Origin of the sequence: Labrys sp. KB_33_2 (assembly GCF_052114505.1) — a bacterium.
Classification (GTDB): domain Bacteria; phylum Pseudomonadota; class Alphaproteobacteria; order Rhizobiales; family Labraceae; genus Labrys.
In genome coordinates this window covers 98,228-113,767 of the sequence record NZ_JBFREW010000021.1, presented here as the reverse complement: position 1 = coordinate 113,767, position 15,540 = coordinate 98,228, and the positions used below count along the sequence as shown (strand labels likewise).

Here is a 15,540-nt window from a genome sequence, read left to right as displayed (position 1 = left end):
GGATTGTCGCGGCACGAATCCAGGATCACGATCTTCACCTTCGGCGCCGCGCTGTCGACCAGTTCCAGAAGCTTGTCCAAGGACAGGGTCTGGGTATCCAGATCGAGCTCGTCCGAGATCTTGGCCGAGACCGGGACGAGGTAATTGCGCCCCTTCACCTGCACGCCATGGCCCGAATAGAACACCACCACGCTGTCGGCATGATCGGCATCGCGCAGGAACGCCCTGAGCCCGTCATTCATCGCCGACAGGTCGCCATCCTTGACCAGGGTCACCGCATAGCCGATCCGCCCCAGCGACGCCGCCATGTCGTTGGCGTCATTGGCCGGATTCACCAGCGGCGTCACCGAGCGATAGGCACTGTTGCCGATCACCAAGGCCGCCTTCTGGGCCGCCAGAGCCTCGCCCCCAACGAGCAAGCCGGCGAGCAAAAAAAGACTCCACATAAAACGTCGCATCATCATGGTCCGACCGGTCCTGCCCCACCTTGGCAGAGTATCACTTTTTGTTAACACATCGAACGCGCGAAAAGGCACATCGAGATGTGCCGGTTCCCGCCGCACAATTTTTCGGACAGATGCCTGTGGCAGGATTGTCACGCCCTCCAACCGTCTCATGATTCAAGGCAATTTCGCCGATTTCATCCTTGCAACGAAGCAGCGCTTGCGGCCATGAAGGCTGCCACCCAAGTGTTGTGTACGGGATCGGAGAGGCCGTGGATTTGCGCCAGGCAGCCGCCATTGCGAAACAATTCATGCCACGGTCGGGCAAGCCGGCCAGCCTCGCGGTTCTCGCCTTATTTGCAGCGACCGGCACGGTTCAGGCGGGCGATGAGTCCCAGCCCATGCAATTCAGCATCGTCGCTTCTGGCAAATCCTGCCCGGGATGCGTGGTGATCAACGCCTCGGGCCAGGTCGTTGACGAAACTTCGCGAAATTTCTCTGTCTTCCTCTCGCAGAACCGCCTGAGCGGCGTCCTGCCGGCGGAACCTGCGGACGGGCAATTGCCGCCCGCCGATGCGCCGAAGGTGGTCATTGCCTTCGAATCGATCGGCGGCAAGGTGCAGCCTGCCTTGATCATGGGACGCCGCATCCGCAAGGCCGGGTGGACGACCGTGATCGGCCAGGCACGCCTTCAGCGCGGTCAGGCTATCTTCAATCAGGCGGGCTGCTTCTCAGCCTGCACCATGGTGATGCTTGGCGGCACGGCGCGTTTCGTCGTGCCCGGCTCGAAGGTGGGCGTGCATCAATTCTCGCCGCAATTCACCGACGGCGAGAGCTTTGATGCCCGCGAAATGGGGCAGATCGTGCGCGACTATGGCCGAGAGGTCGTCAGCGTCTATGATTTCGTCAAGAATATGGGGGTGAACGAAGCCTTCTTCACCACCACCCTGCGCACCCCGTTCAACAGCCTCGACGTCCTGCCCGAAAGCCAGTGGATCCCGGTCGGGGTCGCCACGGCTCTGCTGCCGGCCTCCGATGAACCTGTCACGACTTCCAGCCTCCTTGGTGGCGGCGGGACCGACCAGCCCATGGCCGCCGTCGCCAAGCCGAGCGTGGGGCTCAAGACCTCGCCCGGCACCCCGTCGGCCAACCATGGCCGCTGGACCCTCATCCAGGCCGTGGGCCTGCCGGCAACCGCGGAATTTGCCAGCGAGCAATTCCGTGTCGCCCTCGCCTGCCGCGACAACAAGACGGCACGTCTCGAACTCTCCTTCAAGGCGCTGGCGCCACTCGATCTCGAGCGCATGCGTGCCGCTGCCGTGTCGGCCCGCTCGCTGAGGATTGCCGGACGCCAGATTGCAATCGACAGCGTTGGGGCCGCCGGAAATGGCGAACAGAGCGTTGCCGCTCTGCTCGCCGCCAAGGATGTCAAGGATCTGCCTAGAAGCGGCAATCTCACCGTTGCCGTGCTCAACAAGGCCGGTGAGCCCGTCGGCCGTTCCGAGGCAGTCCCCACCGAGGGCGCCTCGAAGACGCTCGACGACGCCATGGCTGCCTGCGGCGCTTGAATAGCGATGCGCGGACGCATGGGCGCCCGCTATCTCAGGACGCCAAATCCTCTCGGAGCCTCGGCTCAAGCTTCAATGTAGCTTGTCGGCATCCCAGGCTGCCCGCATGGCATCGTCAACCGAGGCGAAATGCGACGGTACGTCGGCAGTCTCCTGGGCGGTCTCCTCGGCATGCGGCTTCTCTTCACGAATGACCAGCACCGAGCAACCGGAATGGCGGACGATGGCGCTCGCATTGCAGCCGAGCAGGTAGGTCGCCACACTGGGTTGATGCGAACCGACCACCACGAGATCGGCATGCTGCTCCTCGGCAATTGCCAGCACTTCGTGATAGATACCGCCGATCCGCACAACGCTCTGCACCTGGCCACCCGGCAGCAACACCGTGCGGGCCAGATCGGCGAGGGATCCCTTTGCCTTTTCGGCGACTTCGCCTTCAAAGCTCACGGGCACCGTATCCAGCATCATCAAGGGCATGATCGGCACGACATGGACCAGGGTCAGCGTCGCGCCGGCGGTATCGGCAAGTTTCACTGCACTGTCGATGGCGAGTCTGGCCAATTTCAGATCCGCAATATCGACAGGAACAACGATCGACTTGAACATCTTGTCTACTCCCGTTGGCCGAGCATGACGCACAGAACAGAATAGATGCTATGGCGTCACGCCTCAGTTGAAAGAGCACGCCCCGACCGTCATCGGACGGCTGTACCTAGAGCAAAGCGCGTTTTGGTAGAAACCCGCTTTTACTCCAGTTCTTTGGTTCGACGCGTCTTTGCGATTTGAAATGCCTCCGTCAAATAGCAAAACGCTATGAATCGATATAGCGCCCCCTGACGAAATGCAAACGCCTGGGATGCCGAAAAGTTCAGAGCACGCCGAGTTTTTTCTGCAGGGAAGAGGATGAGGTTGTGTATTGGAAGGTCAGGCGTTTCTCCGGGTAGATGTAGCGGAAGGCCTTCTGCGCCATCAACGCGCCTTCATGGAAGCCCGAGAGGATGAGCTTGAGCTTACCGGGATACCAGTTGATGTCGCCGATGGCGAAAATGCCCGGCTGCGAAGTCTCGAAGGTCTCGGTGGAGACCAGCACCAATTCCTCGTTGTGCAGGTCGAGCCCCCAATCCGACACCGGCCCGAGCTTCATGGTCAGGCCGAAGAAGGGCAGCATATGCTCGACCGGCAAGGTATAGAGGTTGCCGGTATCCTCCTTGACCACGGCGCCCGAGAGCTGGCCATCCGCCCCTTCCAGGCCAACGACCTGCCCGAATTTCAGGTCCATTGCACCGGCCGCCGCCAGGGCCCGCATCTTCTCCACCGAGTGGGGAGCGGCTCGGAAGGCGTCGCGGCGGTGCATCAGCGTCACGCGCTTGGCGATGGGCTGCAGGTTCAGCGTCCAGTCGAGGGCGGAATCGCCGCCGCCGACGATGAGCACGGAGCGGCCGCGCAAAGCCTCCATCTGCCGCACGGCATAGGAGACCGACTTGCCCTCATAGGCTTCGATGCCCTCGATCGGCGGCTTCTTGGGTTGGAAGGAGCCGCCACCGGCAGCGATCACCACGGTCTTGGTCTCGAAGACGTCGCCGGCATCGGTGGTGACCCGGAACAGCGGATCACCGATGCGCTCGATCGTCGAGATCATGCGCGAGAGATGGAAGACAGGCGAGAAAGGCTCGATCTGCTTGAGCAGATTGTCGACCAGTTCCTGTCCTGTGACGATCGGGAAGCCAGGAATGTCGTAGATCGGCTTTTCCGGATAGAGCTCGGCGCACTGGCCGCCGATCTTGTCGAGAATGTCGACCACATGCACCCTGATATCGAGCAGACCGAGTTCGAATACGGAGAACAGGCCGACAGGCCCGGCGCCGACAATGAGCACGTCGGTCTTGATAATCTCAGTCATGATCTGTCCGATGGGTGGTTTAGCGCCTGCTATGGGGCAGCAAGGCTGACCAAAGTCAACGAAGCGCATCGCCTCGTCAACTCCGCAATTGCGATCAAATCAGCGCAGCTAGGGTGAGGCCACCGGAGACAGATCATGACCCGACACGAAACCAGCCTCGCTTATGCCGCTCGTATCGAGCGGGTGATGAGCCATATCGCCGAGCATCTCGACGATCGGCTCGAACTCGACGATTTGAGCGATATTGCCTGCTTCTCGTCCTATCACTTCCACCGCATCTTCGTCGCGGTCACGGGAGAGACGGTGGCGGAGGCTGTGCGGCGGTTGCGCCTGCATCGTGCCGCCGTCGAGCTCAACCGCTCGCAGCATACGCTGGCGCGCATCGCCACGCGGGCCGGCTATGGCTCGGTGGCGGCGTTCACCCGCGCCTTCTCGACGGCCTATGGCTCGCCGCCAGCCGCCTATCGGCGTGACGGCCAGGATCTGCGCCCGGTCCTCCAGCAATCAGGATCTCAAGCCATGACCCGTGCCACCGCCTTGCGCGAAGCCCTGCATTACAACGTCGCCATCGAGGATATTCCGAAACTCAGGCTGGTCACCCTGCCCCATCGTGGCGACTATCAGAAGATCGGCGCAAGCTTCGAGCGCCTGTTCGCCTGGGCCGGCGGCAACGGCCTGCTGCGATCGGGAGCGCGGATGATCGGCATCTATTATGACGATCCCGACAGCAAGCCTCTCGCCGAATTGCGCTCCGAGGCCGGCTTGGCCGTGCCGGAAGACAGCCCGCTCGGCCCCGACATGGCCTGGCGCGAGGTCGGCGGCGGCCCGGTGGCACGGCTGGTGCACAAGGGGCCCTATGCCGATCTCGATGTCGCCTATGCCTATCTTTATCACAGCTGGCTGCCGCATTCCGGGCGTCAGCCGGGCGATGCGCCCTGCTTCGAGGAGTATCTCAACGATCCCCGCGGCGCACCGCCTTCCGAATGGCTGACGGCCGTGAACCTGCCCTTGAGATAGTGCCCTCCTGGCTCAGAGCAGCTCGAAAAGGCTGTAGACTGGCCCTCCCGGCCGCCGGTCGCCGACACCCACGGCAAGGATACGGTTGAGCCAATCGTAGTTCGGCGTAGCGGTTTCGAATGCCGCGCTGATGCGGAAATAGTAGTCGGCCGGGTCAACCCGGCCGCCCTTGGCCAGTTCAGCCATCAAGGCAGAAGGACCGTGCCGCAGCCCACGATAGGACATGCCGATCAGGGCTCCATCGGTGGTCTTGAGGATCAATCGCACGTCCAGTGTCGTGCAGCCGTCCTGCCGCATGATCTGCCAGTCGCTGCCGCCCTCGAGCACCTCACCGGACAATCGCTCGCCTTCGAAACGGCCGCCAGCGACGACACCGACACGCCGATCGCCGTTCGGCGTCGTCCCGAAACCGATCGGCTTTGCTACGTCGAGCTCGATCACGAAAAGGGGCTTGGTTCGGATGCCTTTCAGCGCATCGGGCAGTCCGTCGAAGGATGGAAAGGACATTTCGAACCACTCCTTGCCAAAGCGTCTTGCCACTTGCCGGAAGCACTTCAAATCGCAAAGACGCGTGAAAATATTGAGTTAGAGAAAAGTGGGGCTCGGAAAAACCGCGCCTCGCTCGTGGGAAGCAACGGATCGCCCGCCTTTGAGGCGTGGCCATTCTCAGGGGAGATGTCCGGCGGAAACAAGCCGTCGCCCGCTCACCCCTCGTAGCTCACGACGATCTCGCCGATCCCCTCGCAGCTGCCGCGCAGAGTGTCGCCGGGTTTCACCGAGCTGACGCCGGCGGGCGTGCCTGTCATCAGGAGGTCGCCGGGCGCCAGCGCCACATAGCGCGACAGATAGGCGATGGCCTCCGGCACCGACCAGATCATCTGCGACAGGTCTCCCGATTGCTGCACCTTGCCATTGACCGTCACCTCGATCCTGCCCTTGCCGGGGTGGCCGATGCGCGCAGCTGGCACGATGGCGCTGATCGGGCACGACTGGTCGAAGCCCTTGGCAAGTTCCCAGGGCCTGGACAGTTTCTTCGCCTCGGCCTGGATGTCCCGGCGGGTCATATCGAGGCCGACGGCATAGCCATAGACATGGTCGAGCGCCCATTCGACGGGAACGTCCCGTCCCGCCTGTCCGATGGCCACCACCAGTTCGATTTCGTGATGCAGGTCCGCGGTCTGGCTCGGAAACGGCAGCAGGCCGCCCGGATTGACGGTGTCGGCAGGCTTGGCGAAGAAGAAGGGCGGCTCGCGCGTGGGATCAGCGCCCATCTCGCGGGCATGGTCGGCGTAGTTACGCCCCACACACCAGATGCGGCGCACCGGAAAGACGGCGGTTTCACCGGAGACCGCAACGAAGGCCTGTGGTGGCGGTTCAATGACATAGTCCATTGCAAAATCTTCCTGGTTTAATGAGAAAGCTCCGGCTCATCGGGCGGACGAGCGAAAGTCAGTCGAACACTTCCCTCAACCGCTTGACGATATCGGCCACACCGAACCTGACGGGGTCCGTCGTGGGCAGCCCCTCGGCTTCGGCGATATCGGCCAGGCAGGACCTCGCAGCAGCCTCGTCCAGGGCCTGGGTGTTGACGGCGATGCCGATGCATTGAATGCCCGGATTGGTGAGGTGGCCATTGGCGATGGTAGCGTCGATGACGGCGCGAATGCTCGGCAAGGCGGCAGGCACGCCGCGCATGGTCCTGCGGGTCGGTTCATGGCAGACGACGAAGGCGTCGGGCTGGGCACCATGCAGCAGCCCAAGGGTCACACCGGCGAAGGAGGGGTGAAACAAGCTGCCCTGCCCTTCGATCACGTCCCAATGATGGGGATCGGCATCCGGACTGATCCATTCGGCGGCACCGGAGATGAAATCGGCCACCACCGCGTCCACGGCAACGCCGCGCCCTGAAATCAGGATACCGGTCTGGCCCGTAGCGCGGAAATCGGCGTCGAGCCCTTGGGCCCGCATCTCCCGCTCCAGCGCGAGGGCGGTGTACTTCTTACCCACCGAACAATCGGTACCGACGGTGAGCAGCCGCAGGCCGCTGCGCTTGGTGCCCTTGCCGGTGGCGAAACTCCGGCTCGGGATACGCACGTCGTGGAGCTGCCGGCCATGACGCCGGGCGGCTTCGGCAATCTGCGGAAACTCCTCCAGCCTGCGATGCAGGCCCGAGGCGACATCGAGCCCGGCCTCGAGCGCCTCGACGATCACGCTGATCCAGTGCTCCGGCAGGACGCCACCGGCATTGACCACGCCGATCACCAGGGTCTGGGCACCACGCCCGACGCCCTCGGCAATGCCGAGGTCCTCCAGTCCCAGATCCGCCCGGCACCCGGGCAGGCGCAACTGGCCGACACACCAATCCCGGCGCCAGTCGACGATACCCGCCGCAGTCTTGGCGGCAAGCTGATCGGCCACGTCGCCGACGAACATCAGATAGGGCTTTTCGATTTGCATGGGACGGCGACCTTCCTGAAGACCTGCGCGCAGTGGTTGCCGGGTCGCACTCTCACACGCTATCCTGTTGACTGCACAGAAATATTGGCAAAGCGACACGGGGCTTTTTGCGCATCATGCCTGAGAGATTAGTATGACCTGCAGTGATTCCCCCGCAAGAGCCCGTTTCCTAACTTGAAGCCCGAGTCGGACATAGACAACAGCGATCTGACCCAGGCGGGTCCTGCCAGGCTGGCCCCGACGGGCGCCTGGGTCGCGCGCAATTCGCGGCATCTGGAAAAGCTCTCCGCCATCATGATCAAGGCCGCGCCCGCCAATACGGTGGTGGAATTCGACCTGTCCGGCGTCTCCCAGCTCGACACGCTCGGCGGTGTCGTCATCGAGAATATCCGGGCAGCCTTCGGTGCGCGCAACTCCACACTCGAGATCACCAACGCCACTAAAGAGCAGGCGATCCTGCTGGCGGAGATCGCGGCCCAGAACATCACAGCGCTCCCCCAGCCGCCGGAAGCGCATCATCTCATCGAGCTCCTGGCCGATCTCGGCCAATCCATGCGCCGGATCATGCATGACGCCGTGAACATGAACGCGTTCCTCGGCGAGACCATGCGCGCGATCGGGCGCCTGATCGCGGCGCGTACGCGCTTTCGCGGGGCCGCGGTGGTGAACCAGATCGAGCTGATCGGCCTGCGCGGCGTGCCGATCATCGCCCTGATCTCCTTTCTGGTCGGTGCCATCCTGTCCCAGCAGATGATCCTGCAGCTGAGCTATTATGGCGCACAGCTCTACGTGGTCCCCGCCCTGGCCGCGTTGATGTTCCGCGAGGTCGGCCTGTTGCTCGCAGCCATCATGGTGGCGGGGCGCTCGGGTTCGGCGATCACGGCCGAACTCGGCTCCATGAAGATGCGCGAGGAGATCGACGCCATGCACGTCATGGGCATCGATCCCATGGAGGTCCTGGTCATTCCGCGCATCCTCGCCTTGATCATAGCCCTGCCGATGCTGACGTTTCTGGCGGCAATGGCGGGTACATTCGGCGGCGCGTTGGTGGCCTGGGGGTATGGCGGCATCACGCCGACCACCTTTCTGCAGAATTTGCGAGATTCGATGACCATGCACACTTTCCTGGTCGGCCTGATCAAGGCGCCCGTCATGGCCCTGATGATCGGCATCACCGCCTGCATCGAAGGCTTCAAGGTGCAAGGATCGGCGGAATCGCTGGGACGTCAGACCACTGCCTCGGTGGTCAAGTCGATGTTCATCGTCATCGTGGTCGACGGCATCTTCGCCATGTTCTTCACTTCGATCAACTTCTGACCATGGCCCCCCCCGATCCCCCCGGCCAGACCATCATCTCCGCCCGCGACGTGCGGGTGACCTTTGGCACCCGCTTCATCCTCGACGGCCTCAGCCTCGACGTCTATCGCGGCGAGATCCTCGGCGTCGTCGGCGCCTCGGGTACCGGCAAATCCGTGCTGATGCGCACCATCATCGGCCTGGCGCCACTCTATTCGGGCGAGATCGAGGTGTTCGGCCAGGACTATCTCGGCTTGCGCCCACGCGACCAGCAACGTATTGCCCGGCGCTGGGGGGTGCTGTTCCAGCAAGGCGCCCTGTTCTCCTCCCTGACAGTGAAGCAGAACATCCAGGTGCCGATGCGCGAATATCTCAAGCTCTCGCCCAAGCTCCTGGACGAGCTTGCCATGCTGAAGATCGCGCTGGTCGGGTTGAAGCCGGATGCCGCGGACAAAAGACCATCCGAACTATCCGGCGGCATGATCAAGCGCGCGGCGCTGGCGCGCGCCCTCGCTCTCGATCCCGATCTGGTTTTTCTCGACGAACCAACCTCCGGCCTTGATCCCATCGGCGCCGGTGAATTCGACGAATTGATCGCCACGCTCAGGCAGACACTCGGCCTCACCGTCTATATGGTGACGCACGACCTCGACAGCCTCCACACCATCTGCGATCGCATCGTGGCGGTTGGCGAGGGCCGCGTGTTGGCTCAAGGCCCGATGGAGACCATGCTCGCTTCCGACCACCCCTGGCTGCGTGCCTATTTTCATGGCCCCCGAGCCCGCGCAGCCCTGGCGACTGCCAGCAATGGCGCCAAGAATCCGAGCTGAACATGGAAACACGCGCTCACAATGCCCTGATCGGCCTGTTCACCCTGGCAGTCGTCGCCGCGGCACTCGGCTTCGTGATCTGGTTCGCCCGTATCAGCGAGAGCCAGACCGTCAGGCGTTTCCAGGTGGATTTCGCCGGCTCCGTCACCGGCCTCACCGTCGGGTCGAGCGTCACCTTCAATGGCATCCGGGTCGGACAGGTCGAAACGCTTGAGATCAACCCCAACAATCCCTCGGGTGTGATCGCCGTCATCAGCGTGCGCGACAAGACCCCGGTGAAAGTGGACACCTCGGCACGGCTGGAATTCACCGGCATCACTGGTGGCGCCAATATCCAGCTCTATGGTGGCAAGCCAGATACGGAGGATCTCAAGCCCAAGGAAGGTCAGCAATATGCCGTGATCCAGGCCCAGCGCTCGGAATTGCAGAATCTGGTGGACGGCGCGCGCGACACCATCACCCAGGCAGCTTCGACCATGAACCGGCTGGATGGCTGGATCAGCCAAAACGAGGCCAACGCCACGGCGACCATCCAGAACGTCCAGACCTTCACCAAGGCGCTTGCCGACAATTCGGCCAATGTTTCCGAATTCCTGCACAGCACCGGCGAAGCCGCCAAGAGCATCAAGCGCGTGGCTGACAATCTCAACGGCATGTCATCCGACCTGCAGGCCTTGATCAAGGCGGTCTCGCCCGAGAAGATCGATCATATCGTCACCAATATATCTCAGGCGTCCGACCAGCTGACCGCCTTCACGCGGGCCTTCGACGCCGCCAAGGCGCAGGCTGCCGTCGACAATATTACCGCCTTCACCAAGACGCTGGCCGACAGCCGCGAGCCGCTGCAGGCCTTCGCCACCAACGCCTCCTCGTTGACGGCGCAGCTCAATGCGATGGCACCCAAGCTCGATGCGGGCCTTGAGAACATCAACCGCATCACCGCTGCGGTCGACAGCGCGAAGGTCAACCAGGTGGTCGACAATGTCGCCGCCTTCACCGGCGCGCTCGGCCAGAACGCCGACGAAATCACGGCCTTCGTCAAGGATGCCCGCAGGATTTCCGGTGACCTCGCGGCGATGACACCCAAGCTCGCAGCCGCCTTCGACAGCTTCAACAGGGTCGCGACCGCTATCGATCCGGCCAAGATCGACGACGTCGTCACCAATGTGAACAAGTTTGCCGCCACTCTCGGCGATTCCAGCACCCAGGTCCGCCAGGTCGTCGCCGACGCCGGCGAGATCTCCAAGAAGCTCAACCGCGCGGCCGATCAACTCGACGGCATCATGAAGAACATCACCGCCATGACTTCGGGCCAGGGCGGCCAGGGCATGTTCGCCGAGATCACCGAAGCAGCCAAAGCCATTCGCCAATTTGCCACCAATCTCGACGCCCGTACCGCGGCATTGGCGAAGAATCTCGATCAGTTCACCGGCGCCGGCCTGCGGGATTATCGGCAATTGGCCGTTGACGGGCAGAAGACCCTGCAAAACCTGCAGCGGACCCTCAACGGCCTGCAGCGCAATCCACAACAGCTGATCTTCGGGCCGAAATCGAATATCCCTGATTACAAGGGTAAATGATATGCGTGGTGCCGGTATGCGTTCCCTCTTCGACTCACTGCCCGCTCATTCGGCGAAGGCCCTGGTCCTGTCAGCAGCCCTGCTCGCCGGAGGATGCTCCACGCTCGCTGGCTCGCCGCCGCCCGCAACCTATGACCTCAGTGCTCCCCGGGATGTCGAAGCGCGCGGCAACAGCCGTGCCCAGATCATGGTCGCCGAGCCCACCGCCCTTCAGGCCATCAACAGCGACCGCATCCTGGTGCATAGCGCCAACAGCCAGATCTCCTATCTGCCCGGGGCCCAGTGGGCCGATCGCCTGCCCCTTCTGGTTCAGGCCCGCCTGATCCAGACCTTCGAGAACGCCCACCGCATCGGCACGGTGGGACGGCCTGACGACAAGTTCACGCCGGATGCCCTGCTGGTTACGGAACTGCGTGATTTCCAGATCGATACCGGCGCTTCGCCTATTGCCGTGGTGACTGTTGCCGCTCGCGTGGTCAGCCAGAAATCGGGGCGCATCGTCGCCGCCAATCTGTTTTCCGCCCGCGTCCCCGCCGCCGGCCTGAGCGGTCAGCAGGCTTCCGGCACTCTCGATCAGGCGTTGCGCAAAGTGCTGGTCGAGATTGTGGCCTGGACGACGAGCAAGGCATCCTTGGCTTCATAATTTAAGTTAAACTTCAATCGCAACCGATTGAAATAAAAAACTTATCCAAAAATCACCCAATACTCTGCCCCCATCTCGCAACATGCGAGGGCAAGATTCAGCTGAACAGGGCCGCCTTCTTGATGAAAGGCATGGCCTCGATTTCGCCAAGGGTCACACGGGGCGCGAGTTCCCGTGGCTGCGCTGCGGCGGCGGGCTTGTGTGCGACGACCATGACTTCGTGGTCGATCGTCGCCTCCGGCTCGAGCCTGAGAGGAGCGGTGAAGATCGACTGTTCCTCCTCCACAGGTTCCTCATCGATGAAGGTCACCAGGCCAGAGGGAGGCGCCGGCTCGAGCGCTTCCTCCACTACGGCCACCATATCGAGTACCTTGTCCTGATCGCCTTCCCCTGTCGAGAAACCGGCTGCGATTTCGCTCTTGCCTGAGATCGCAGCCCATTTGTCGAGACGATGCCGGGCTGTCTCCTCCCCGGCCGCCAATTCCTTGTGCCAGCGCTGGGTGGCAAGGTGATTGGCCGGCAAGATCAGTTCCTGGCGCGGCACGTCCAGCGTCAGCAGCGCCTCGGTTGCCTCCTCGTCGAGCTCAAGGATCGGAAAGAGTTCGCCAGGCTCCGCCTCACCGACGCCGGACGCGAAAACAACCTCGCTTTGCATCGTGGCAGCGGTCGGGACCTCGGGCTCAACCTGCTCGTCGGTGACCTGCGCGAACGAGACATCCGTGCTGTCCTGGCTCGCCAGTTCCGGCGGCAGTCCCAACGCTGCGATCTCGGTCGCCGCGAGTTCGAGCCTTTCCCAACCCCGATCGATTCCGGCGACTTCAGGCTCGGCGGCATCAGACCCGACTTCGGAATCGGCTTCGATGCCGTCGTCTATTGTTGATGCATCATTCTTGCCGAAAATCGGCGTCGACATTTCGGAATGATGCTCCAGCCTCTCATCCGCCTCAATCGAACCCGGTTCGGTAGATGAAAATGCCACCGCCGCGGGGGCTGTTTCCTCGACTGTCAAGACAGGCTTGGAAGCGCCAATCCCCGGCTCACCTTGCACGGGCTCGGCAATCGTCCGGGGGGAAAGGTCGACCGCATCCGATCCGATTTGGGGCTCGGATACGTTGCCGTCGGTCATTATTGTCGCATCGTTTTCCCCGAAAATCGGGGCCCTCTTTTCGGCATGATGCTCCAGCGTTGTGGGCAAAGGTTGCGCTGACGCCGATGCCGCCTTGGAGGCGGCATCCACGGTCGCCGGTGCCGATTGGGCGGCCGCGATTGCCTGCGCGATGTCGGCCATACCACGTGTAACCTCGTCGCGCGCATCCAGAGCTACGGAGCTCTGGACAAGGCGTTCGAGACGGCGGATTGCCGTCAGCACGGCTTCGGTGTCGGCGTTGCGGTTGCGGCGAGCATATTCGGCCAGGAACCAGCGCCCCCGCGCTGTCTCCATCACGGCCGCTTCGATGGCGCCGTAATCCTCTTCGCTGAGCAGCGGTTCGGGCGAAAGCGATTGCATCAAATGGCCCTCGTCAACTGGCACAGGCGGGCGTAAGAGAATCAACGAATCGTCGTTCTCTTGATTCTTCCCCCATATAAGCCAAAGCGCCCGCCGGGAGCCAATCCTGAGCGGTGTTTTCCCCCGATGTCGCTGATTTCCTTCAAGGATTGGAGCGCCTCACGCAAATCTGCGATTGCAGCCAGCGTGACCTACGCTCTCTTGCTCGCCGGACCTGGCGTCTACACGCCCTTCTTTCCGCTCTGGCTGGTCGAGCGCGGCTTCAATGCCAGCGATATGGGCCTGCTTCTGGCCATCCCCATGCTGATGCGGGTGAGCTCGGCTCCCTTCGCCTGGATCGGCGATGGCCCGCTTGGCCCGCGCCGCACCTTTCTGTTCATGGTCTGCTGCGCGGCCTTCGGCTATGCCGGCCTCACCTTCGCCGAAAGCTTCACCGCGGTTGCCATCAATCTGGCCATCGCCTTTGCCTTCGTCGCCGCCACCACGCCTTTGCTCGACACCATCGTTCTCGGCGGCGTCAGCCTGCATGGCCATAAATATGGCCAGATCCGGCAATGGGGCTCACTCGCCTGGCTCGTCTCCGGCCTCACCGCCGGCCTGGTGCTGAAACATCTGCCGATCACTACCGTGCCGCCGATCCTGGCGATCCTGGCGGCGCTCACGGTTTTCGCGGGCCTGTCGCTACCGGACGACCGTAGCCGCGGTCGGCGGCTGATCATGCGCCCTGCGTCCGATGGGACATCGCCGCCGCTCCAGTTGATGATCGTCTTCGTCGCCGGCATCGCCTGCCTGCAGGGCGCTCACGCTTTTCTCTATAGCTTCGGCACGCTGATCTGGCAGGACCAGGGCTTTTCCTCCTTGCAGATCGGCGTGCTCTGGGCCATCGGCGTAGTGCTGGAGACCAGCATCTTCCTATTCGGGAGCAATATTGCCGGGCGGCTCGGTCCCTACCGGCTGATCCTGTTCGGTGGCGTCATCGGCATCATGCGCTGGATACTGCTGGGCCTTGCCCCCGCCAACGGCTTCGCCGTGGCGGGACTTCAGGCCCTGCACGGCTTTTCCTTCGCCTGCGTACATCTGGCCACCATGGGCTGGGTCGCACGCTTTACGCGCAATCCCTCGGCGCGCCAGGGCGTGGTCGCCTCGGTCATCGGCATCGGCCTCACCCTCGGCACCGTGCTGTCGGGCGAGCTATACGGGCTGTTCTCGGCCCATGGCTATTTTGCCATGGCCCTGATCGCCATGATCGGCACGGGCCTGGTGGTCTTCGCCGGCGCGATCGAGCGCAAAGGAACTGATCGCCAAGGCGCTCAGCCCCAGAGCCCGGCCTCGGGCGGATAGACGGTGCTGCCGTCATAGCGCAGACCGGGCTCCCGGTCGCCGGCGAGCAATAGCGGTCCGTCGAGATCAACGACAACAGCCTGGCCGGCGAGCAGCAGTGCCGGCGCCATGGCCAGGGACGTACCGACCATGCAGCCGATCATCAGGTCGAGGTCCAGGGAACGGGCCTGCTCGGCCAGCGCGATGGCTTCGGTGAGGCCGCCCGTCTTGTCGAGCTTGATGTTGATGGCGTCATAACGCCCCTTGAGCCCCGACAGCGATGCGCGATCATGCAAGGATTCATCGGCGCAAACGGGCACGATCCGCTCCACCTGCGCGAGGGCGCCGTCATCGCCGGCCGGCAAGGGTTGCTCGATCAGGGTGACGCCGGCTTGCGCACAGGCGCGCAGATTGGCAACCAGATTGTCGGCCCGCCAGCCTTCATTGGCATCGATGATCAATTGTGACCGCGGGGCATAGCGACGGACGGCGCCGATGCGCGCGGCGTCATCGGTGGTGCCGAGCTTGACCTTGAGCAAAGGCCGATGGGCTGCCTTGGCCGCGGCCTCCGCCATCGCCTCCGGCTCGCCCAGCGAAATCGTATAAGCCGTGGTCACCGGGCCGGGCTCGGTCAGGCCCGCCATGCGCCAGGCCGGCTTGCCGGCAAGCTTGGCCTCCAGATCCCACAAGGCGCAGTCAATGGCGTTGCGGGCGGCGCCGGCCGGAACGAGATCCTGGAGAGCGGCACGCGACAGTCCGGCCTCGATCGCCGGACGCTGTGCCTCGATGGCCTGAACCACGCCTTCCACCGTTTCGCCATAGCGTGCATAGGGCACGCATTCCCCGCGTCCTAACAGGCCATCACGGGCGATCTCCACGACGACCACAACGGCCTCGGTCTTGGATCCACGGGCGATGGTGAAGACATTGGCGAGCGGCCAGCGCTCGACGGCGAGGGAAAGACGCGTGGCCATGGTGA

At 63.1% G+C, this 15,540-nt stretch carries 15 protein-coding genes; 7 read left to right on the top strand and 8 right to left on the bottom strand.

What is annotated here, in order from left to right; genetic code table 11:
* Positions 1–431: caspase family protein (locus AB4037_RS29830; protein ID WP_441773971.1), on the bottom strand; the 431-nt coding region annotated here is incomplete at its 3' end.
* Between the two features lie 323 nt (positions 432–754).
* Between AB4037_RS29830 and AB4037_RS29825 the strand changes: the two genes are divergently transcribed.
* Positions 755–2,011 carry a hypothetical protein gene (locus AB4037_RS29825; protein WP_441773970.1) on the top strand — a complete coding sequence of 419 codons (1,257 nt, stop codon included), beginning with the start codon at positions 755–757 and terminating at the stop codon, positions 2,009–2,011.
* 72 nt (positions 2,012–2,083) lie between these two features.
* On the opposite strand, the gene AB4037_RS29820 is transcribed toward AB4037_RS29825, so the two are convergent.
* The gene (locus AB4037_RS29820; protein ID WP_441773969.1) at positions 2,084–2,617 is read right to left on the bottom strand and encodes a universal stress protein; all 534 of its coding nucleotides are present in this window, start codon (positions 2,615–2,617) and stop codon (positions 2,084–2,086) included.
* Positions 2,618–2,879: 262 nt separating this feature from the next.
* Entirely contained in the window at positions 2,880–3,911 is a 1,032-nt protein-coding gene (locus tag AB4037_RS29815; protein WP_441773968.1) for an NAD(P)/FAD-dependent oxidoreductase, read from the bottom strand.
* A gap of 135 nt (positions 3,912–4,046) precedes the next feature.
* Between AB4037_RS29815 and AB4037_RS29810 the strand changes: the two genes are divergently transcribed.
* Entirely contained in the window at positions 4,047–4,928 is an 882-nt protein-coding gene (locus tag AB4037_RS29810) for an AraC family transcriptional regulator (RefSeq protein ID WP_441773967.1), read from the top strand.
* 12 nt (positions 4,929–4,940) lie between these two features.
* On the opposite strand, the gene AB4037_RS29805 is transcribed toward AB4037_RS29810, so the two are convergent.
* The 3 genes from AB4037_RS29805 to dgcN all read right to left on the bottom strand — a co-directional run bounded on the left by AB4037_RS29805 (position 4,941) and on the right by dgcN (position 7,385).
* Positions 4,941–5,435: a DUF3237 domain-containing protein gene (locus AB4037_RS29805; RefSeq protein ID WP_441773966.1), complete on the bottom strand. Its 495-nt coding sequence runs from the start codon at positions 5,433–5,435 to the stop codon at positions 4,941–4,943.
* A gap of 197 nt (positions 5,436–5,632) precedes the next feature.
* The gene (locus tag AB4037_RS29800) at positions 5,633–6,319 is read right to left on the bottom strand and encodes a fumarylacetoacetate hydrolase family protein (protein WP_441773965.1); all 687 of its coding nucleotides are present in this window, start codon (positions 6,317–6,319) and stop codon (positions 5,633–5,635) included.
* 58 nt (positions 6,320–6,377) lie between these two features.
* Positions 6,378–7,385: an N-acetyltransferase DgcN gene (dgcN, locus tag AB4037_RS29795; RefSeq protein WP_434956725.1), complete on the bottom strand. Its 1,008-nt coding sequence runs from the start codon at positions 7,383–7,385 to the stop codon at positions 6,378–6,380.
* Positions 7,386–7,559: 174 nt separating this feature from the next.
* Between dgcN and AB4037_RS29790 the strand changes: the two genes are divergently transcribed.
* From AB4037_RS29790 to AB4037_RS29775, 4 genes are read left to right on the top strand one after another with little or no spacing between them, the layout of a single operon-like run.
* Entirely contained in the window at positions 7,560–8,702 is a 1,143-nt protein-coding gene (locus AB4037_RS29790) for an MlaE family ABC transporter permease (protein WP_441773964.1), read from the top strand.
* A 2-nt stretch (positions 8,703–8,704) separates the two neighbouring features.
* Positions 8,705–9,511, top strand: a complete 807-nt coding sequence (locus AB4037_RS29785) for an ABC transporter ATP-binding protein (protein ID WP_441773963.1) — start codon at positions 8,705–8,707, stop codon at positions 9,509–9,511.
* A gap of 2 nt (positions 9,512–9,513) precedes the next feature.
* On the top strand, positions 9,514–11,091 hold the full coding sequence (locus AB4037_RS29780) for an MlaD family protein (protein ID WP_441773962.1): 1,578 nt from the start codon (positions 9,514–9,516) through the stop codon (positions 11,089–11,091).
* A 1-nt stretch (position 11,092) separates the two neighbouring features.
* Complete coding sequence (locus AB4037_RS29775) at positions 11,093–11,734, top strand: ABC-type transport auxiliary lipoprotein family protein (protein ID WP_434956729.1); 642 nt, start codon at positions 11,093–11,095, stop codon at positions 11,732–11,734.
* A gap of 97 nt (positions 11,735–11,831) precedes the next feature.
* Here AB4037_RS29775 and AB4037_RS29770 read toward each other — a convergent pair whose 3' ends face one another.
* Complete coding sequence (locus tag AB4037_RS29770) at positions 11,832–13,241, bottom strand: hypothetical protein (RefSeq protein WP_441773961.1); 1,410 nt, start codon at positions 13,239–13,241, stop codon at positions 11,832–11,834.
* A gap of 126 nt (positions 13,242–13,367) precedes the next feature.
* On the opposite strand from AB4037_RS29770, the gene AB4037_RS29765 reads away from it, so the two are divergent.
* Positions 13,368–14,582, top strand: coding sequence for an MFS transporter (locus AB4037_RS29765; protein ID WP_441773960.1), 1,215 nt, complete (start codon positions 13,368–13,370; stop codon positions 14,580–14,582).
* On the opposite strand, the gene dgcA is transcribed toward AB4037_RS29765, so the two are convergent.
* Complete coding sequence (gene dgcA / locus AB4037_RS29760; RefSeq protein ID WP_441773959.1) at positions 14,552–15,535, bottom strand: N-acetyl-D-Glu racemase DgcA; 984 nt, start codon at positions 15,533–15,535, stop codon at positions 14,552–14,554. The genes AB4037_RS29765 and dgcA overlap by 31 nt on opposite strands.
* Positions 15,536–15,540: the final 5 nt, after the last annotated feature.